Source organism: Pararhizobium polonicum, from assembly GCF_001687365.1.
Lineage (GTDB): Bacteria > Pseudomonadota > Alphaproteobacteria > Rhizobiales > Rhizobiaceae > Pararhizobium > Pararhizobium polonicum.
On record NZ_LGLV01000006.1, the window covers coordinates 272,356 to 287,955 of the forward strand.

The following is a 15,600-nucleotide window of genomic DNA, read 5'->3' on the forward strand; positions in this document are numbered from 1 at the left end:
ATCTCCTTGGCTTAAAGAGCGTCATCGCTCGAGCATCAAGTACGATTGAAACGACCATCGCGGCAGACTTGAAAAGTACCCACGTCATGTTCCATAATTGGAACATGACGACATTTGCAGATTTCGACGGCCTCGCGCTGTTCATTCGTATCGTTCAGGCGGGCGGGCTGGCCGCGGCCGAACGTGCAACGGGGATTCCGAAGGCGACGCTGTCCCGTCGCCTCTCGGTGCTGGAAGAAGCCTTGAACGTCCGGCTTGTCCGGAGAACGAAGAAGGGTGTCATCCTGACCGAGCAGGGCCAGCAGCTTTATGACCGAAGCCGGGATGCCTTCATGCTGGCCGAAGAAGCTGTCGCCGAGGTGCAGGACGAGCGGGTGGCACTGTCAGGAATTGTTCGCCTGTCGTTGCCGCCCGACATGGCAACAGAAGTCCTTGCCCCGGCCTTGATCCGGTTCAAGAGCCGGTATCCCGATGTGATGATAGAGATGACGCTTGCCGACCGGCGGGTGTCGCTGATCGAGGAAGGCTACGATCTCGCCGTCCGGATGGGGGCGGTCGCGGACTCAGGGCTTGTGTTCAAAAGGATAGCGACTTTGCCGAGGACCCTGGTTGCCAGTCCGGCCTATCTGACGGCACATCCGGGACTGGAGGAGCCGCAGGACTTGAAGGATATTCCAGCGCTTGCGATCCGTCGTGATCTGGTCGAGTGGAATTTGCGCAACCACGACGGTGTGACAACGACAGTGACTCCCAGGATCGGCTTTGCGGCAAACCGGCAGACGATCCTGATCGATGCCGCGATTGCCGGCCTTGGCGTTGCCAATTTGCCCACTTTCATGATCGGGGCCGCTCTGAAATCCGGCGCGCTCGTCCGCGTCCTGCCGGACTGGGAGCCGTCTCCTGTCGAAATGACCGCGCTTTGGCAGAAGGACAGAATTACCGGACGCTTGATAAAAGCGATCGTTGCCGAGTTTGCAGAAGCGTTCAAGGCTGAGAGTGCGCGCATGCCTTAAAGGAGAAGCCTACGGGTTCATTCCGATTCATCGGCGAAAATACCGCGATAGAATCGGGGGAGAATACTGTTCACAAACGCTCCTGGGTTGCCTTGTCGAAGAAATGCACATTGGGCGATTTGAATGACAGCCGTACCGTGTCATCGGGAGCAAGAGTGACGCGCTGGCGCAAAACGCAGGTTATTTCCCGGCCGGCCAGCTGAACGGCCAGATGCGTTTCCGAACCGGTCGGCTCGACCACACTGACCGTCGCTGGGATGCCGTCGTCATCCCCGAGCGAGATATCTTCAGGGCGAATGCCGACGATGACATCCTTGCCCAACGCATTTTCCGGACTTTGCGACAATGGAACGAGAGCTCCACCGACGGTTCGCAGGTGAGGGGAGGCTCCACCGATCACTGTGCCTTCAAGGAAATTCATCGCCGGTGAGCCGAGGAAGCCGGCGACGAACACGTTTTGCGGCCGGTCGTAAAGCTCGAGCGGCGTGCCGATCTGTTCGACGCGGCCCCCCTGAAGCACGACGATCTTGTCTGCCATCGTCATGGCCTCGATCTGGTCATGGGTCACGTAGACAATCGTCGTCTTCAGCCGCTGGTGCAATGCCTTGATTTCAGCCCTCATCTTGACGCGCAGCTTGGCATCGAGATTGGAGAGCGGTTCATCGAACAGGAATACCTTGGGGTCACGCACGATGGCACGCCCCATGGCAACCCGCTGCCGCTGGCCGCCGGAAAGCTGGGCCGGCTTGCGTTGGAGGAGCGGTTCGAGACCAAGGATCCCGGCTGCGTGATCCACTTTGCACTTGATCTCGTCCTTTTTGATGCCGGCAAGCTCAAGCGCAAACCCCATGTTCTGGGCGACGGTCATCTGTGGATAGAGGGCGTAGTTCTGGAACACCATGGCGATGTCCCGGTCCTTGGGCTCGAGGTTGTTCACCACCCGCTGGTCGATGGCGATGGTGCCACCCGTGATGGTTTCCAGCCCCGCCACCATGCGCAGGAGAGTCGATTTCCCGCAGCCCGAAGGCCCGACGAGGATGACAAATTCGCCGTCGGCAATGTCGATATCGATACCGTGGAGGACGTGCATCGCGCCGTAGGACTTGCGGATGTCGCGGATCTGGACAGTAGACATGATGTTTGCTCTTTCCGTTAGCGGCGCGGCCGGACGCGGATCGCCAGATGCGGTTTTCCGGGCAGCTCGACAGCGAAAGCGGCGTCGGGTCGGCGGGGCCTCAGCATTGCACCGTGGCGCGTGGGATGATTGGCCGGCGCGTCCACGATTTTTGCCGGGGTCACCGTCATTTCCCAGGTATCGATGATATCAACGTCATAGTCCCCGGCCTCCACAGGCAGGCCGGGTGCCCAGATCACCGGCTGATGTTCGCCGAGGTAGATATAGGTGACATCACCGTCGGTGGCGCCGGAGACGCGGCTCCAGGGCCAGTTCGCTTCCCGCCCGATCGGGGTCAGCCCTTCCTTGGCATCCTGCTCGAGCAGGTCTCGCAGGAAGCCGATGCGTTGCCAGGCTTCACCCTGCAGCGTGCCGCCCTTGGCCCACCAGAGAATGTCCTGCGGATGCATGAAGGTTTCGCCATGGCCGGCATATCCACCGCGCAACAGGGTTATCCAGTAGCGATGCACCAGTTCCTGCGCCGAGATATTGCCCCAGGAGAGCATGATGTTGCCCTCGTATTCCGGCTCGTCGTTGACGACTGGCTTGCCGTAAGCCTCACGCCATTCCTGCGTGCGTTTGACGTCCCAGTTCTGGATGCAGACATGGCTGACCCAGGGCCTGCGATGATCGTAGTTGGCATTGACGTCGCCATTGTGGATCGATTTGAGGTGGTGGTACGGGTCGTTTTCCTCGATGATCTGGAAATAGCGGTCCCACTGCGCCATCGGTTTGGTGTCGAGCAGGAAGTCATATTCGTTGGCAAGCGACCACCAGACATTCCGGTAAGCCGCCAGTCGCGCCGTCAGGTAAGCGACATAACGGAAATCCTGTTCGGCGCTCATGTCGCAATAGCCCCAACGATCATAGGGGTGGAAAATGATGATATCGGCTTCGATGCCAAGGGCGCCGAGCGCTTTCACCTGATTTTCGAAATGGCGGAAGCTCTCCGGGTTTGGCCGGTCGAAATCGAGCTCGCCTTCGGCGTCACGTTCATAGACGTCATGGAGCGGCTCGTTGATGTTGAACGGATAATCCTTGGGGAAGACGCCCATGCGCAGCTTGTTGAAGCGCGCCTGTTTCAGAGTGTCGAGCGTTTGTGCCTGCAGGTCGAGCGGCTGATGCGTCCATGCATAGCATGTGGTACCGAATGCCAGGTACGGCGTACCGTCGGCATAGGCAAAGTGAAATCTGTTGGCCACGTGGACGGGGCCGTGCACGTCCGGCTGGGCGGGGCCGGCCGCAAACACGCCGGAATGCCCGTCGAGTTCGGTTGCCGACGAGCGTGTGGCATAGTGCCATTCGCCCTCATTGTCAGGCATGAAGCGGACCTTGTAGATACCTTCTCCGTCGTAAAACCCGGGCACGCGCACCGTGCGGCTTTTCTGGCTGAAAACGGCCTCGAAATCGACGTCGATAAAAGGGTTGCCCGAGGACGGGCCGTTGAATGCCGCTTCAAAGACATCCCATTTGGCAATCGTAGTTTTGGTCATGTTTGATCCTTGCAATAGCATTGACTGAATCAGCCCTTGACCGCGCCGGAGGTGAGACCCGACACGAAATAGCGCTGGAAGATGAGGTAGACGATCGCGGCCGGCAGCACCGTCATGACGATCGCCGAATTGAGTTGGCCGTAATCACGCGAAAATTGTCCCTGGAATGCCGAAAGGCCAAGCGGCAAGGTCCACATGTCGCGGTCCTGGAGCAGCACAAGCGCCATTGCGAACTCGTTCCACGTCGAAACGAAATCCAGGATCAGCAGTGCGGCAAGGACGGGCAGACAGACGGGCAGAAAGATGCGCCGGAAAATGATGAAGTGCGATGCGCCATCGATGCGTGCCGCTTCGCTGAGTTCTTTCGGGATGCCCCGGAAGAAGCTCTGCAGGATAAACACCTGGTAGGGGATACCGAAGGCCAGATAGGGCAGGATAACGCCGGGATAGGTATCGATCAGGTGCAGGCCGTTGACGAGGGTAAAGAGCGGCGCCAGCATGACCTGGAACGGAATCATCGTTCCGAACAGGATCGCGAGCAGCAGGAGTTTGCGCCCCTTGAACTCAATCTTTGCCAGCGCATAAGCCGCCATTGCTGAAATGAAGAGGCCGAGCGGAACCTTGATGACGGTAATGATGACGCTGTTGAAAAACGTCGTGCTGAAGCGGCCGCGGCTCCAGGCCGTCACATAATTGGAAAATTGCGGATCGGAGGGCAAAGCAAAGGCACTGGAATTCATCACCGCCGCATTGGTTTTGAGCGACGTGAAGATGATGAAGACGAAGGGAGCGATCCAGACGACCGCGACCACGGCCAATGCGATCCAGAGCCCGATCAGAACCCAGTCGCGCGCCGGCTTTTCAAAGGCCGTTTCCTGTTCGATGGAGGCAGCTGTCAGGGTCATTCCTCGATCTCCTCGCGCTTTTGGGTCCAGCGCAGATAAGGCACGACCACCGACAGGGTTATGAGCAGAAGCACGACCGAGATGGCGCTGCCGCGGCCGAAATCGAAAATCTGCATGGATTGGGTGAAAGCCCAAAGCGCCAGCATCTGGGTCGACTGGGCAGGTCCGCCGCCGGTCAACCCGTAGACGATGTCGAATGCCTTGAGCGACGAGATGACTGACAGGACGAGCACGATGGTGATCGTCGGTTTCAGTGCCGGAACCGTGACGTATCGAAAGACATTCCAGCGGCCGGCCCCGTCGATCCGGGCTGCCTCGATCAATGTCTTGCTGACACCCTGCAGACCGGCAAGGAACAGCACCATGGAAAAGCCGACCGTTTGCCAGACATAGGCGACGAAAGCCGAATAAAGCGCGATGTCGCGGCTTCCCAGCCAGTCCCGGATCCAGGATTGCAGCCCCATGGAAGTCAGTACCTGACCAAATAGGCCGAAAAAGGGATCATACATCCACCGCCACATCGTCGCGACCGCGATCGGCGCGATGATGACGGGAAGATAGTAGATTGCCCGCAGGCTGTTGCGCCCGAAGATCGGCTGGTTGAGGCCAAGCGCGAGCATCAGGCCGATGAGCGGCGGAAAGATGCTCGAAAGAATGGTCCAGATCACCGTGTTGCGAAACGCACCCCAGAAGACGGGATCTTTCGTGAAGATATCGACATAGTTGCTGAAGCCGACGAACTGCTTTTGCGCGTCAAGGCCGTTCCATTTCTGGAAGCTGAGGCTCACCACATCGACCATCGGATAAATGGCAAACACGAGATAGATGATGAACGCCGGCGCTATCAGCAGGGCTGCCTGCGTGCGAACATCCGACAGGATTGTTTTGGACGTCATGAGGCACTCCATACGGCGCTGGCCGGCAGGTCGGGCGCAATCATCAATGTGCCAACCCCGTTGCCGGGGCTGGCCGCAAATTTTTGAAGACTACCGGCGATTGTCGATGAAATTCTGCAATTGGCCACCGGCATCGGCCGGTGCAACGTTGCCGCTTGCCACTTCGTTGATCACCCGGAAATATTCCGTGGTCACGTCGAGCGGAAAGGCCTGATCGCCATTCATGTAGACCTGGGTGTAGGCATTGAAAATATCGACCCACTTCTGGTCAAGGGGACGCAGGTCTTTGTAGACAACGTTCCTGTTGATCGACGTGGTGCTGAACTGCCCCAGAACCGCCTGCTGTGCAGGGGTGGACATGAAGTAATCCAGGAACTTGGCGGCAGTGTCCGGATTCTTGCTCTTGCTGCTAATATAATGATATTCGGCAAAGCCATACAGCCGGTTTGTCCCGGTGGGGAACGGAAAGACGTCGTAGTCGTCGAGGCTTCCGGCCTCCGCCAGCTGCTGCACGAGCCAGTCGCCCTCCAGCATCATCGCCGCGCGGCCGCCGACGAACAGGTTAAACGACTGCGCGTTGTCGATGCCCATGAATGGGCTCAGAATATAGTTTTTGCTCCATTTATCGAGTTCGGCAAACGAGGCGGCAGCGCAGGGTTCCGTCGCCCAACTCGTCTTCATGTTCGTGAGCGCATCATGTTTGTCGATGCCGCATTTCGATTCCAGGATCACGTCCATCAGGCGCATGAGGTGCCAGTTGACGGTACCGCCAAAAGTGATGGCCGGAATACCGGCAGCCTTGAGCTTTTCGGCATCGGCGACCAGTTCGTCGTAATTCTTGGGCTCTTCGGTAATGCCAGCCTTCTGAAAGAGTGCCTTGTTGTAGTAAAGCGCCTCACCTCTAAAGCTATACGGAACCCCGTGGCGACCGCCTTCGTAAATCTTCGAGAACGAGGCCGCGGCAGGGACAAGCTCGTCGTCCCATTTGTATTGGGCATAATACTTGTCGAGCGGGAGGCTTAGGCCGGCCTTGATATACTCGCCGCCCAGGCCCAGGCCTGCCCAGCTGAAGAAAATGTCAGGACCCTTGTCGGATCCGGCGGCGACGCGCAGTGCTGTCTTGTGGTCGTCAGTGCCCCGCGTCACAATCTCGACATTGATCCCCGGATTGGCTGCTTCGAAGTCGGTCGCGATTTTTTGCATTGCATTGTTGGCCGCCTCGGAGCTGAAATTCAGCGTCCAAAGCGTGATATCTTCCGCGGCAGCAACGCCAGCGGTAAGCGTCAGCGCACCTACCACAGCCCCGGTTCGAACGATATTGGAAAGCAAAGTCATCAGTTCCTCCCTCCGTTTTTATTCTCATCCTCGCCGCTTTTAAATCTTCCCAGTCAAAATTTGTCAAGGATGAATTATGTCAGATATGACAGAAGTAAGTTGGATCGTTCGATTGTGTCCGGTATTTCTGTCGTAAATCGACATTTCGCAGGCGAAAATATGAGGGATTTTGTAGAAAGTAAGAGTGCATTTCGTCAATTTTGACATTAGTGTCGCCTTCACGGGGATGCTGACGACATGCTGTCGATCGGGTAAATAGAGCTGCGGTGGGGCGAAGAGGAAAAAATGGCGAATATGATCAGTGACGGCCTGCAGGGCCTTCTTAGCGAGCGCCAGGTCGATTCTCCGGTGGCCCGTGTCGTCCGCGCGCTTAGTGGTCACGGAGCCGTCAGCGCAGCGCAGATCGCCCGCACCACGGGACTTGCCCGCTCAACGGTGTCGACGATTCTGGGGGACCTCAAGCGCTCGAGCCTGGTGGTGGAGGTCGAGACGCGTAGCCCGGGCATTGGCCGGCCGGCCCTGGCGCATTCGCTGAACCCGGAGGCCGGCACCTGCCTTGGGGTTCTGCTCGGCCGGAACGAAGTCCGTATCGTGCTTGCGGACGTCGCCCACAATGTCATTGCCGACGTCGCTATTCCACTCGAACGGGATTACAGGCCCGACAAGGCGACGCGAACGGTCAAGCAGGCGATAGACAATATCTACAAGGAACACAGCTTGCCCTTTTCCGGTCTGCTTGGTGTCGGTTTTGCCGTGTCCGGACCGATTGCCGCCAATGGCCGGATCATGCGCGGTTCGCTGCTGCCGGGCTGGTATGGTGTCGATCTCCGCTCGACCTTCGAGCCGGTTTTGCAAAAGCCGATCTTCGCCGACAATGAAAGCAATTGTGCCGCCCTTGCCGAGATGATGTGGGGGGCTGCCACGGGTGTCGAGGACTTCGTGCTGTTCAAGCTCGACCTCGCCATCGGCGGTGCCATCGTTGCAAACGGCAAAGTGCTGACCGGGATTGCCGGTACGGCCGGAGAGTTCGGGCATATGCTGCTCGATCCGCATGGTGACCTCTGCACCTGCGGCAATCGCGGGTGTCTTCAGCTTTATTGCAGCGGCGCCACGGTGTTGAGCGTCGCGGAGAGGCGGCTGGCGCGGGCCATCACGCTCGCGGATTTCGTCAAGACGGCACAGGCCGGTGATATCGGCTTCCAGCGCCTTCTTGAAGATGCCGGCGAAGCTGCCGGGCGCGGGCTGGCGGCTGTCGGCACGATCATCAACCCGGGACTGTTCGTCATCAGCGGTGGCATGGCGGCGGCAGGCGAAATGCTGCTTGCGCCGATGCGATCCAGTTACGCGAAATACACCCTGGTCAAGCCGGGCGACATAGAGGGCCCGGTGCCGCAGTTCGTGACCGGGAGGTTTCTCGACAATGACAATTGCATGGGCGCCGTCGGGCTCGTGCTCCGTCATCATGGGCGCCTGTCGTAAGGAGCCCATCCGGCGGATATCGTCCCCGCGCCGCCCGGGCGTCAGCTCAGCAACAATGCGGGCCGCCGTTCAGGCAAAGCGTTTCGCGCCTGCCACGCACAGGACAACGATGACGGTAGACGCAATCATGGTCCAGGCGACTGGTTCGTGCAGGAAAATCGCTGCCAGCAGAAGTCCGAAAAAAGGTTGCAGGAGCTGCAGCTGGCCGACGCCCGCGATGCCGCCGAGAGCAAGCCCCCGATACCAGAAGATGAAGCCGACAAGCATGCTGAAGATCGAGACATAGGCAAGACCGATCCAGGAGGATATCTGGACCCCGCTCCAGCTGGCCGGCAGGGTGACCAAGGCAATTAGCGCCATGATCGGCAGCGACAGCAGCAGGGACCAGGAGATGACCTGCCAGCCGCCCAGCCGGCGCGATAGCGCCGCTCCTTCCGCGTAGCCAAGGCCGCACACCAGGATGGCGGCGATCATCAGAAGATCACCCATGAGGGTTCCGCCGTCACTTCCATAAAGGGCGAAGCCCGCGACGGCCGCCGCACCGATGATCGAGAACAGCCAGAAGGCCGGTTTCGGCCGTTCCCCTCCGCGCAGCACGCCGAAGATGGCGGTTGCAAGCGGGAGAAGCCCGATGAACACGATGGAATGCGCCGCCGTGATGTGCTGAAGCGCCAGCGCAGTCAGCAGCGGGAACCCGACCACGCAGCCGATGGCCACCAGTGTCAGCGGAAAGAGATCCCGGCCTTCAGGCCGCGCCTGGCGCAGCACAAACAGAAAGCCGGCCCCAAGCAACGCGGCAATAACCGCACGCGCCGATGTCAGAAATATTGGCGAAAAATCCGCGACCGCCACCCGCGTCGCAGGCAAAGACCCGCTGAATATGATGACTCCGAGGAGGCCGCTGCCCCATCCCGCTGTTGATCGGTCCATATGCCCTCACTTTCTGAAGCCGATCTGTAACAGCCGGAGGGCTGGCACAAACAGGCACAATATAATACGATTTCAGCGAACTGTATGGCTAACAGGTCCCATACAGATGCAGGGTGCAAACGATGAGCGAGCGAGAAATGACGCGCACGGAGGCGTTGATGAGCGTTGTCCGCACCAAAATTGCAACCAGGGTGCTTGTCCCCGGAGACCGTTTGCCGTCGGTTCGCAGTTTCGCCGAAACCCTGGGCGTCTCACCTTCCACCGTCGTCGAGGCCTATGATCGTCTTTCCGCCGAAGGTGTCATTCGAGCACGACGCGGCTCCGGCTTTTACGTGACGAGCACGAATCTGCCGCCGATGGCGCTGGCGGAGATGGGGACGCCGCGCGAGCGCGCTGTCGATCCTCTTTGGGTTTCCAGACAATCCCTTGATGCGGCACCTTCCGTCCTGAAGCCCGGCTGCGGATGGTTGCCGGCCGACTGGATGCCGCACGAAGCGCTTCGGCGTGCTTTCCGGGCACTCGCCCGTGCCGACGATACGGTGCTTTCGGATTACGGAAGTCCGCGCGGCTCCTTGACGCTGCGACGATTGCTGTTGGGCCGGTTCGCCGAGGAAGGGATCGATGCAAAACCGGACCAGCTGATGCTGACGGGGTCCGGGACACAGGCGATAGACCTGATATGCCGCCTCCTCTTGCGCCCGGGCGATACGGTGCTGGTCGACGATCCCTGCTACTTCAATTTCCAGGCCCTGCTGCGCGCGCATCAGGTGAGGATTGTCGGGGTTGCCTATACTGCAACGGGACCGGATATCGCTGCCTTTGAGGAAGCGGTGACCACGGAAAAGCCGCGCCTGTACATCACGAATTCGGCTCTCCACAATCCAACGGGTGCGAGCCTTTCACCGCAGACCGCACATCGAATGCTCAAGATTGCATCGGCTCATGATGTAACGATCGTCGAAGACGACATCTTCGCCGATTTCGAACCCACACTATCACCTCGTCTTGCCGTGCTCGACGGGCTCAATTTCGTCATCCGGATAGGAAGCTTCTCCAAAACGCTCTCCGCGTCCGTTCGGTGCGGCTATATTGCGGGCCGGGCCGACTGGATCGAAGCGCTTCTCGATCTCCAGGTTGCTACGAGCTTCGGCGGTTCCAGCCCCGTCGCCACGTATGTGATTTCTCATGTGCTGGCGGGCGGGAGCTACCGCAAGCACATGGAAGAGACACGGCAGCGGCTTACGCGGGCGCGAAACGTGGCGGTAGACCGGCTGGGCATGCTTGGCATCGTGCCGTGGATCATTCCGCGCGGTGGCTTTTATCTCTGGTGCCGCCTTCCGGAGGGGCATGATTCGTCTGTGCTCGCACGGCGATGCATGGACGAGGATGTCGTTCTCGCACCGGGAAACGTCTTCAGTATCTCCCAGTCAGCTGCATCCTTTCTCCGGATCAATGTCGCTCAGCTGGGCGATGAGCGATCATTGGAGGCATTGGAGCGAGCTATGAAAACGCCCCTCTAACGCCGTCGCATCAACCAAGGCCTTCAAGACGCAGGCGGGGTCGCGCCGGGGCGCCGGTTCAAGAGCGCTCGTGCACGACGCCCATGATCTCACCACTCTTCGACACGCTAACGAGAAGATCATCTCCCCCTCGGGTTGCCTTCACGAGATATCGTATGCCGACATCCTCGACGTCCCTGACGCGATAGCCGCGCCGCTCGAGCAGCCGAATAGCATCCTCCGGCCCGAAGTCTCGCCGGCCTTCCCCCCACCGGTTGCGAGAGTCATGACGCTGATTCCACTCCTGGAGGAACTGAGATTCCACGCCATCCTGGTCGACATAACCGGAGGACGACCACGGATCTTCATGAATGACCACCTGTGCATGGGACGGGCTTGCCGCTCCCACGGTGACGATGATTGTTACGGCAAATGTGGCCAGATAATTTTTCATGGATCTCTTCCTTCGTCAAAGAGGTGGTGCGGGCTGAAGGACCCCAACTGCCGCGACCGGAAGCAGAGCCGTCAGAGGCGGGCTTTCGCTCGCAGACTTGCGTGGACACGAGAGCTATCTCCGTGGGTCTCCCGCAAGGAATAGCCGATCTTCGTCTATCCGTTTGTTCGGTTTTATTCCGTTTTGTTGCGGCCCGCTGTTTCAGTCGCCCGGGCTGCAAACGCACACGGGCGGCATATGCTACGTCAAACTCAGGGAGCGGCCGTCGCGATGAGAGAAAGAGAGAATGGTATGCGACAAAAGCTGGTGGCTCTGCCGCACGGTGTGCTTGGGTTGGTATCGCTGGCAGCCTTTCAGGAAAGGCACGTCCAATGGCCTTCCGTGCCCAGCCGCCGGATGACCGACATCAGGATATTTCGCACTTCGAGGACGGCCTTTGTCGGAGGGTGATTGACCGGCATATCGAGCACGAGGCGTCTTGAGAGGTCAGGACGGGTCAAGGGAACAGCCGAGAGATGTCCAAGCTGCTGATCGGTGTAGACCGCGCAGCGCCCGAGAATGGTCAGGCCGAGCCCCGCGCGAATGGCGGCCTTGGTGCTCGCCACGCCTTCGATCACCCGGACGATGTTCAGGTCCTTGCCGAGGATCAGTGCCTGCCTTTCGAGGAGGATCCGGATGCCGTGGCGCCGTGTCGGCAGGATGAGTGGTAGGCCGAGCGCGGCGTCAAGGGAGAGATCGGCCTGTTTGCCCGAAAACTCACCGGGCGGGCCGACCGCATACAGACGTTCGTCGAACAGGGGTACGGAGGCGGGCTTGGCGACGTCGATCAGATTGACCGCCAGATCATGGACGCGGGAGTCGATGGCAGAACGCAGGGCCTGACTGTCGCCTTCGCTGACGGTGAGGCGAATTTTCGGAAACCGGCGATCGCATTCTTCCAGCACAGGCACGCAAAGCGTCGGCGAGAGCGAACTCAGGACGCCAAGAGAGACATCACCCGTTGGATATTTCGCCTGCTCCCGCGTCGCCACCTCCGCCTGCTCGACCGCGCGCAAGATCGCCTGCGAGTGCGACAGCAGCGTCTGTCCGGCCTCGGTGACGACGACACCGCGGGAGGTTCGGTTCAAAAGCTGAAGGCCGAGATGCTCTTCGAGCGCGCGCACATGAAGGCTCAGCGCCGGCTGGGCGACACCGAGTTCGGTGGATGCGCGCGTGAATGAGCCAAGCTCGGCAATCCGCGCGAAGTATCGCATCTTCATCAGATCCAGCGCCATGGCCAATGATCCTTCCATACACAATCAATATATCTTCTATCCGCAATATATATTTGTTCACATAACACAAGAGACGTAAACAGGGGGTACAGCGAGAGGACGCGCTGCTCAGGAGGAGAATCCCATGAAAATCACGACACTCGTGACTGCCGTCGCACTCGGCATTGTCACCTTTTCGACGGCAGCCCTTGCAGACCAGCTTGCCGACATCAAATCGGCTGGAAAGCTGAACTGCGGCGTGCTCACCAACTCGCCGCCGCTCGGCTTTCAGGATCCGAAAACGCGGGAACCCGCCGGCTACGAAATCGAGCTTTGCGGCATGTTCGCCAAATATATCGGCGTCGAGCCGCAGCTGACGCCCGTTTCTCCGCAGACCCGCATGGCGGAACTGACCCAGGGACGCGTCGATATTCTGGCGTCGCTCCTCAGCTACAGCAAGGAGCGCGCCGAACAGGTCGATTTCAGTGGTGCCTACATTGCCGAGGATTTCAATTTCGTCGTGCTGGATGCTTCGCCGATCAAGACGGTCGATGACCTGTCCGGGCAGCGTATTGGTCTCGTCAAGGGATCCGTTCTCATTCCGTTGACGGAAAAGAGGCTTCCCGATGCCCGTGTTCTTTCGTTCGAGACGAGCGCCGCATCGTTCCTTGCTCTCCAGCAGGGCAAGGTCAAGGCGACCGTCTATCGTTATTCCGAAGGCAAGGCCGTCCAGCGAAACGCTGGCGATGAGATCAAGGCACTGCGCTTCCTCGACGAGCCGCTTCTGTCGATGCCGTCCGGTTTTGCCTTTCGCAAGGGCTCTCCGGAACTCGTGAAGACCGCCGACGAATTCCTGGCAAGTCTCGAGACAAGCGGCGAGGGGCAAAAGCTCTATGACAAGTGGCTTGGCAAGGACTCGGATCTGAAGGCAACGCGGAAGTTCGAATTCGGCAAGCCGCAGGCGACCTGGTTCACGAACTGATCCTGAAGAACGAAGTAGGCTTGCAGTATCATGGGTTACCAGCTCGATTTTGGTAAAGTCCTGCGGGGTGAGTATCTCGATCTCATCCTGCAGGGACTTCAGACGACGATGGTTCTGTTCGTCCTGTCGTGGGTCTTCGGGCTGGTGCTCGCGATCATCCTGACCGTTGTCCGCGCGATCGAGTTCCGGCCGACGCAACTTCTTGTCGCTGCCTTCGTTGAATATCACCGCAATGTTCCGGTGCTGATCCAGTTGTTCGTCTGGTATTTCGGGTTCGCCGTCGTGCTGCCTGATGCCGTCAATGACTATCTGAACGATGTCGGGGCGGAGATCGGCTATGCGATCGTGGCGCTGGCGCTCAACAAGGCCGCCTATATGTCGGAAGATTTCCGTAGCGGCATGCGCTCGATCCATCCCGCGCAGATGGAGGCCGCCCGGTCGATCGGCCTGACCTATCTCGGCGCGATGCGCTGGGTCATCCTTCCGCAGGCCTGGCGGCTGGCGCTGCCGGCCCTGCTCGGCCAGACGCTGATCCTGTTCAAAGGCACAAGCCTTGCCGCCGGCATCGGCGTGGCGGAGCTGAGCTATCAGGCGCGCTACATCGAGGAACAATCTTTCCGGATCTTTGAAGCCTACGGGATTGCGACGGCCATCTACATGCTGATCTCGTTTGCGATCATGTGGCTTTCTTCCGTTCTGTCCGACCGCTTCCGGCTGAGGGTGAAATAATGCTGGAGATCCTTCACGAATACGGCCTCATGCTACTGGTCGGAGAATATCCGCATGGGAAGCTGGGCGGTCTGGCGCTGACGCTGATCATCTCGATCGTCAGTCTCGCCGTCACCTTTCCCTGCGCGGTGCTGATCGCGCTGGCGAGAACCGGCCCGTCGGGGCCGGCGAAGACCATTGCGAGCGGGTTTGTCCATTGCGTGCGCGCCATTCCACTTCTGATGCTGATCTTCTGGGCCTATTTCGCGCTGCCGATGGTGATCGGCTTTCCGATCGACGCGACCTATACGCTGATCATCGCCATCGTGATCTATCAGGCCGCCTATCTCGGTGAGATCATCGCTGCCGGGATCGAGGGTTTGCCCAAGGGGCAGATGGAGGCCGCGAAAGCGCTGGGGCTTGGATATGTTCCGACAACCTTCCGCGTGATCCTGCCGCAGGCGATTTTCAATGTCATTCCCGGCATCGTCAATCAGCTGACCACCATCATCAAGGAATCGTCGCTCGGATCGATCATCGCCGTGTCGGAGCTTTCCTATGTGATGCTGCAGGTCAATTCGAACGAAGTGACCAAGCCGCTTCAGATCTTCGGCATCCTGGCCGCCACCTATTTCATCCTCTGCTTTGCGCTGAGCCAGGCGACAAGCTGGCTGGAGCGACGGATCGCCAACAGGCGGACAGGCCGCGTGGTCGTGGAGGCGATGGCATGATCGAGTTTCAAGGCGTCTCCAAGTGGTTCGGGGCTCTCAAGGTCATCAAGAATATCTCGGCGACGGTCGACAAGGGAACGACCATCGTGCTGTGCGGGCCTTCCGGCTCGGGAAAATCGACCTTGGTGCGAACGGTCAACCGGCTGGAGCCGATCCAGGAAGGCACGATTACGGTCGGCGGCACGGACATCCATGCCAAGTCGGTCAACGTCAACACGCTTCGAACCGGCATCGGCTTCGTCTTCCAGCAGTTCAATCTGTTTCCGCATCTGAGCGTCGTCGACAATGTCATGCTGCCGTTGCGCCGGCTGCGACAGCAATCGCGCAAGGAGGCATTGCCGACAGCACTTTTGATGCTGGAGCGCGTCGGTCTGGCCGATAAGGCAAACTCGCTTCCGGCCGATATTTCCGGCGGCCAGTCCCAGCGTGTGGCGATTGCCCGCTCGCTGATCCTGAAGCCAGAAGTGCTGATCCTCGACGAGCCGACCAGCGCGCTCGATCCGGAAATGGTCGGCGAAGTGCTGAAGCTGCTGCGCCAGCTTTCCGGGGAAGGGATCACCATGATGTGCGTCACGCATGAAATGGGCTTTGCCCGCGAGGTGGCAGACCGCATCTGGTTCCTGAAAAGCGGAGAGCTGACGTTCGATGCCAAACCGGAGCTGTTCTTCTCCTCCGAGACCCATCCGGACGTGCGTGGGTTCCTTTCCGCCATCCAGAAAAACCACTAGACCCATCATGCAGAGGTTAT

The 15,600-nt window shown here is 59.4% G+C and carries 15 protein-coding genes; 7 read left to right on the forward strand and 8 right to left on the reverse strand.

Annotated elements, in window-relative coordinates; all coding sequences use genetic code 11:
* Window positions 1-104 precede the first annotated feature (104 nt).
* Complete coding sequence (locus ADU59_RS10115; protein ID WP_068954141.1) at window positions 105-1,013, forward strand: LysR family transcriptional regulator; 909 nt, start codon at window positions 105-107, stop codon at window positions 1,011-1,013.
* Between the two features lie 70 nt (window positions 1,014-1,083).
* On the opposite strand, the gene ADU59_RS10120 is transcribed toward ADU59_RS10115, so the two are convergent.
* The 5 genes from ADU59_RS10120 to ADU59_RS10140 form a co-directional block, all read right to left on the reverse strand.
* Window positions 1,084-2,148: an ABC transporter ATP-binding protein gene (locus ADU59_RS10120; RefSeq protein WP_068953967.1), complete on the reverse strand. Its 1,065-nt coding sequence runs from the start codon at window positions 2,146-2,148 to the stop codon at window positions 1,084-1,086.
* Window positions 2,149-2,165: 17 nt separating this feature from the next.
* Window positions 2,166-3,680, reverse strand: a complete 1,515-nt coding sequence (locus tag ADU59_RS10125; protein WP_068953968.1) for a DUF5060 domain-containing protein — start codon at window positions 3,678-3,680, stop codon at window positions 2,166-2,168.
* A 29-nt stretch (window positions 3,681-3,709) separates the two neighbouring features.
* Window positions 3,710-4,585 carry a carbohydrate ABC transporter permease gene (locus ADU59_RS10130; protein ID WP_068953969.1) on the reverse strand — a complete coding sequence of 292 codons (876 nt, stop codon included), beginning with the start codon at window positions 4,583-4,585 and terminating at the stop codon, window positions 3,710-3,712.
* Window positions 4,582-5,481, reverse strand: coding sequence for a carbohydrate ABC transporter permease (locus ADU59_RS10135; protein WP_068953970.1), 900 nt, complete (start codon window positions 5,479-5,481; stop codon window positions 4,582-4,584). The genes ADU59_RS10130 and ADU59_RS10135 overlap by 4 nt, the downstream gene beginning before the upstream one ends.
* 90 nt (window positions 5,482-5,571) lie before the next feature.
* Window positions 5,572-6,816, reverse strand: coding sequence for an ABC transporter substrate-binding protein (locus ADU59_RS10140; RefSeq protein WP_068953971.1), 1,245 nt, complete (start codon window positions 6,814-6,816; stop codon window positions 5,572-5,574).
* Window positions 6,817-7,101: 285 nt separating this feature from the next.
* Between ADU59_RS10140 and ADU59_RS10145 the strand changes: the two genes are divergently transcribed.
* A complete protein-coding gene (locus ADU59_RS10145; RefSeq protein WP_068953972.1) occupies window positions 7,102-8,295 on the forward strand; it encodes an ROK family transcriptional regulator in 1,194 nt (397 codons plus the stop codon).
* A 69-nt stretch (window positions 8,296-8,364) separates the two neighbouring features.
* Here ADU59_RS10145 and ADU59_RS10150 read toward each other — a convergent pair whose 3' ends face one another.
* Complete coding sequence (locus ADU59_RS10150) at window positions 8,365-9,225, reverse strand: DMT family transporter (protein ID WP_068953973.1); 861 nt, start codon at window positions 9,223-9,225, stop codon at window positions 8,365-8,367.
* Window positions 9,226-9,347: 122 nt separating this feature from the next.
* Between ADU59_RS10150 and ADU59_RS10155 the strand changes: the two genes are divergently transcribed.
* Window positions 9,348-10,745 (forward strand): aminotransferase-like domain-containing protein, encoded by a 1,398-nt coding sequence (locus ADU59_RS10155; protein ID WP_068953974.1) that lies wholly within the window; start codon window positions 9,348-9,350, stop codon window positions 10,743-10,745.
* Between the two features lie 58 nt (window positions 10,746-10,803).
* On the opposite strand, the gene ADU59_RS10160 is transcribed toward ADU59_RS10155, so the two are convergent.
* Together ADU59_RS10160 and ADU59_RS10165 are read right to left on the reverse strand one after the other, a co-directional pair.
* Entirely contained in the window at window positions 10,804-11,178 is a 375-nt protein-coding gene (locus ADU59_RS10160; RefSeq protein WP_068953975.1) for a hypothetical protein, read from the reverse strand.
* Between the two features lie 353 nt (window positions 11,179-11,531).
* Complete coding sequence (locus ADU59_RS10165) at window positions 11,532-12,452, reverse strand: LysR family transcriptional regulator (protein ID WP_068953976.1); 921 nt, start codon at window positions 12,450-12,452, stop codon at window positions 11,532-11,534.
* 124 nt (window positions 12,453-12,576) lie between these two features.
* Between ADU59_RS10165 and ADU59_RS10170 the strand changes: the two genes are divergently transcribed.
* From ADU59_RS10170 to ADU59_RS10185, 4 genes are read left to right on the forward strand one after another with little or no spacing between them, the layout of a single operon-like run.
* The gene (locus ADU59_RS10170) at window positions 12,577-13,413 is read left to right on the forward strand and encodes a transporter substrate-binding domain-containing protein (RefSeq protein WP_068953977.1); all 837 of its coding nucleotides are present in this window, start codon (window positions 12,577-12,579) and stop codon (window positions 13,411-13,413) included.
* A 30-nt stretch (window positions 13,414-13,443) separates the two neighbouring features.
* Complete coding sequence (locus ADU59_RS10175) at window positions 13,444-14,142, forward strand: amino acid ABC transporter permease (RefSeq protein ID WP_068953978.1); 699 nt, start codon at window positions 13,444-13,446, stop codon at window positions 14,140-14,142.
* Window positions 14,142-14,852, forward strand: a complete 711-nt coding sequence (locus tag ADU59_RS10180) for an amino acid ABC transporter permease (protein WP_068953979.1) — start codon at window positions 14,142-14,144, stop codon at window positions 14,850-14,852. The genes ADU59_RS10175 and ADU59_RS10180 overlap by 1 nt, the downstream gene beginning before the upstream one ends.
* Window positions 14,849-15,580, forward strand: a complete 732-nt coding sequence (locus ADU59_RS10185; protein ID WP_068953980.1) for an amino acid ABC transporter ATP-binding protein — start codon at window positions 14,849-14,851, stop codon at window positions 15,578-15,580. Before ADU59_RS10180 ends, ADU59_RS10185 begins: the two co-directional genes overlap by 4 nt.
* The last annotated feature ends 20 nt before the right edge of the window (window positions 15,581-15,600 follow it).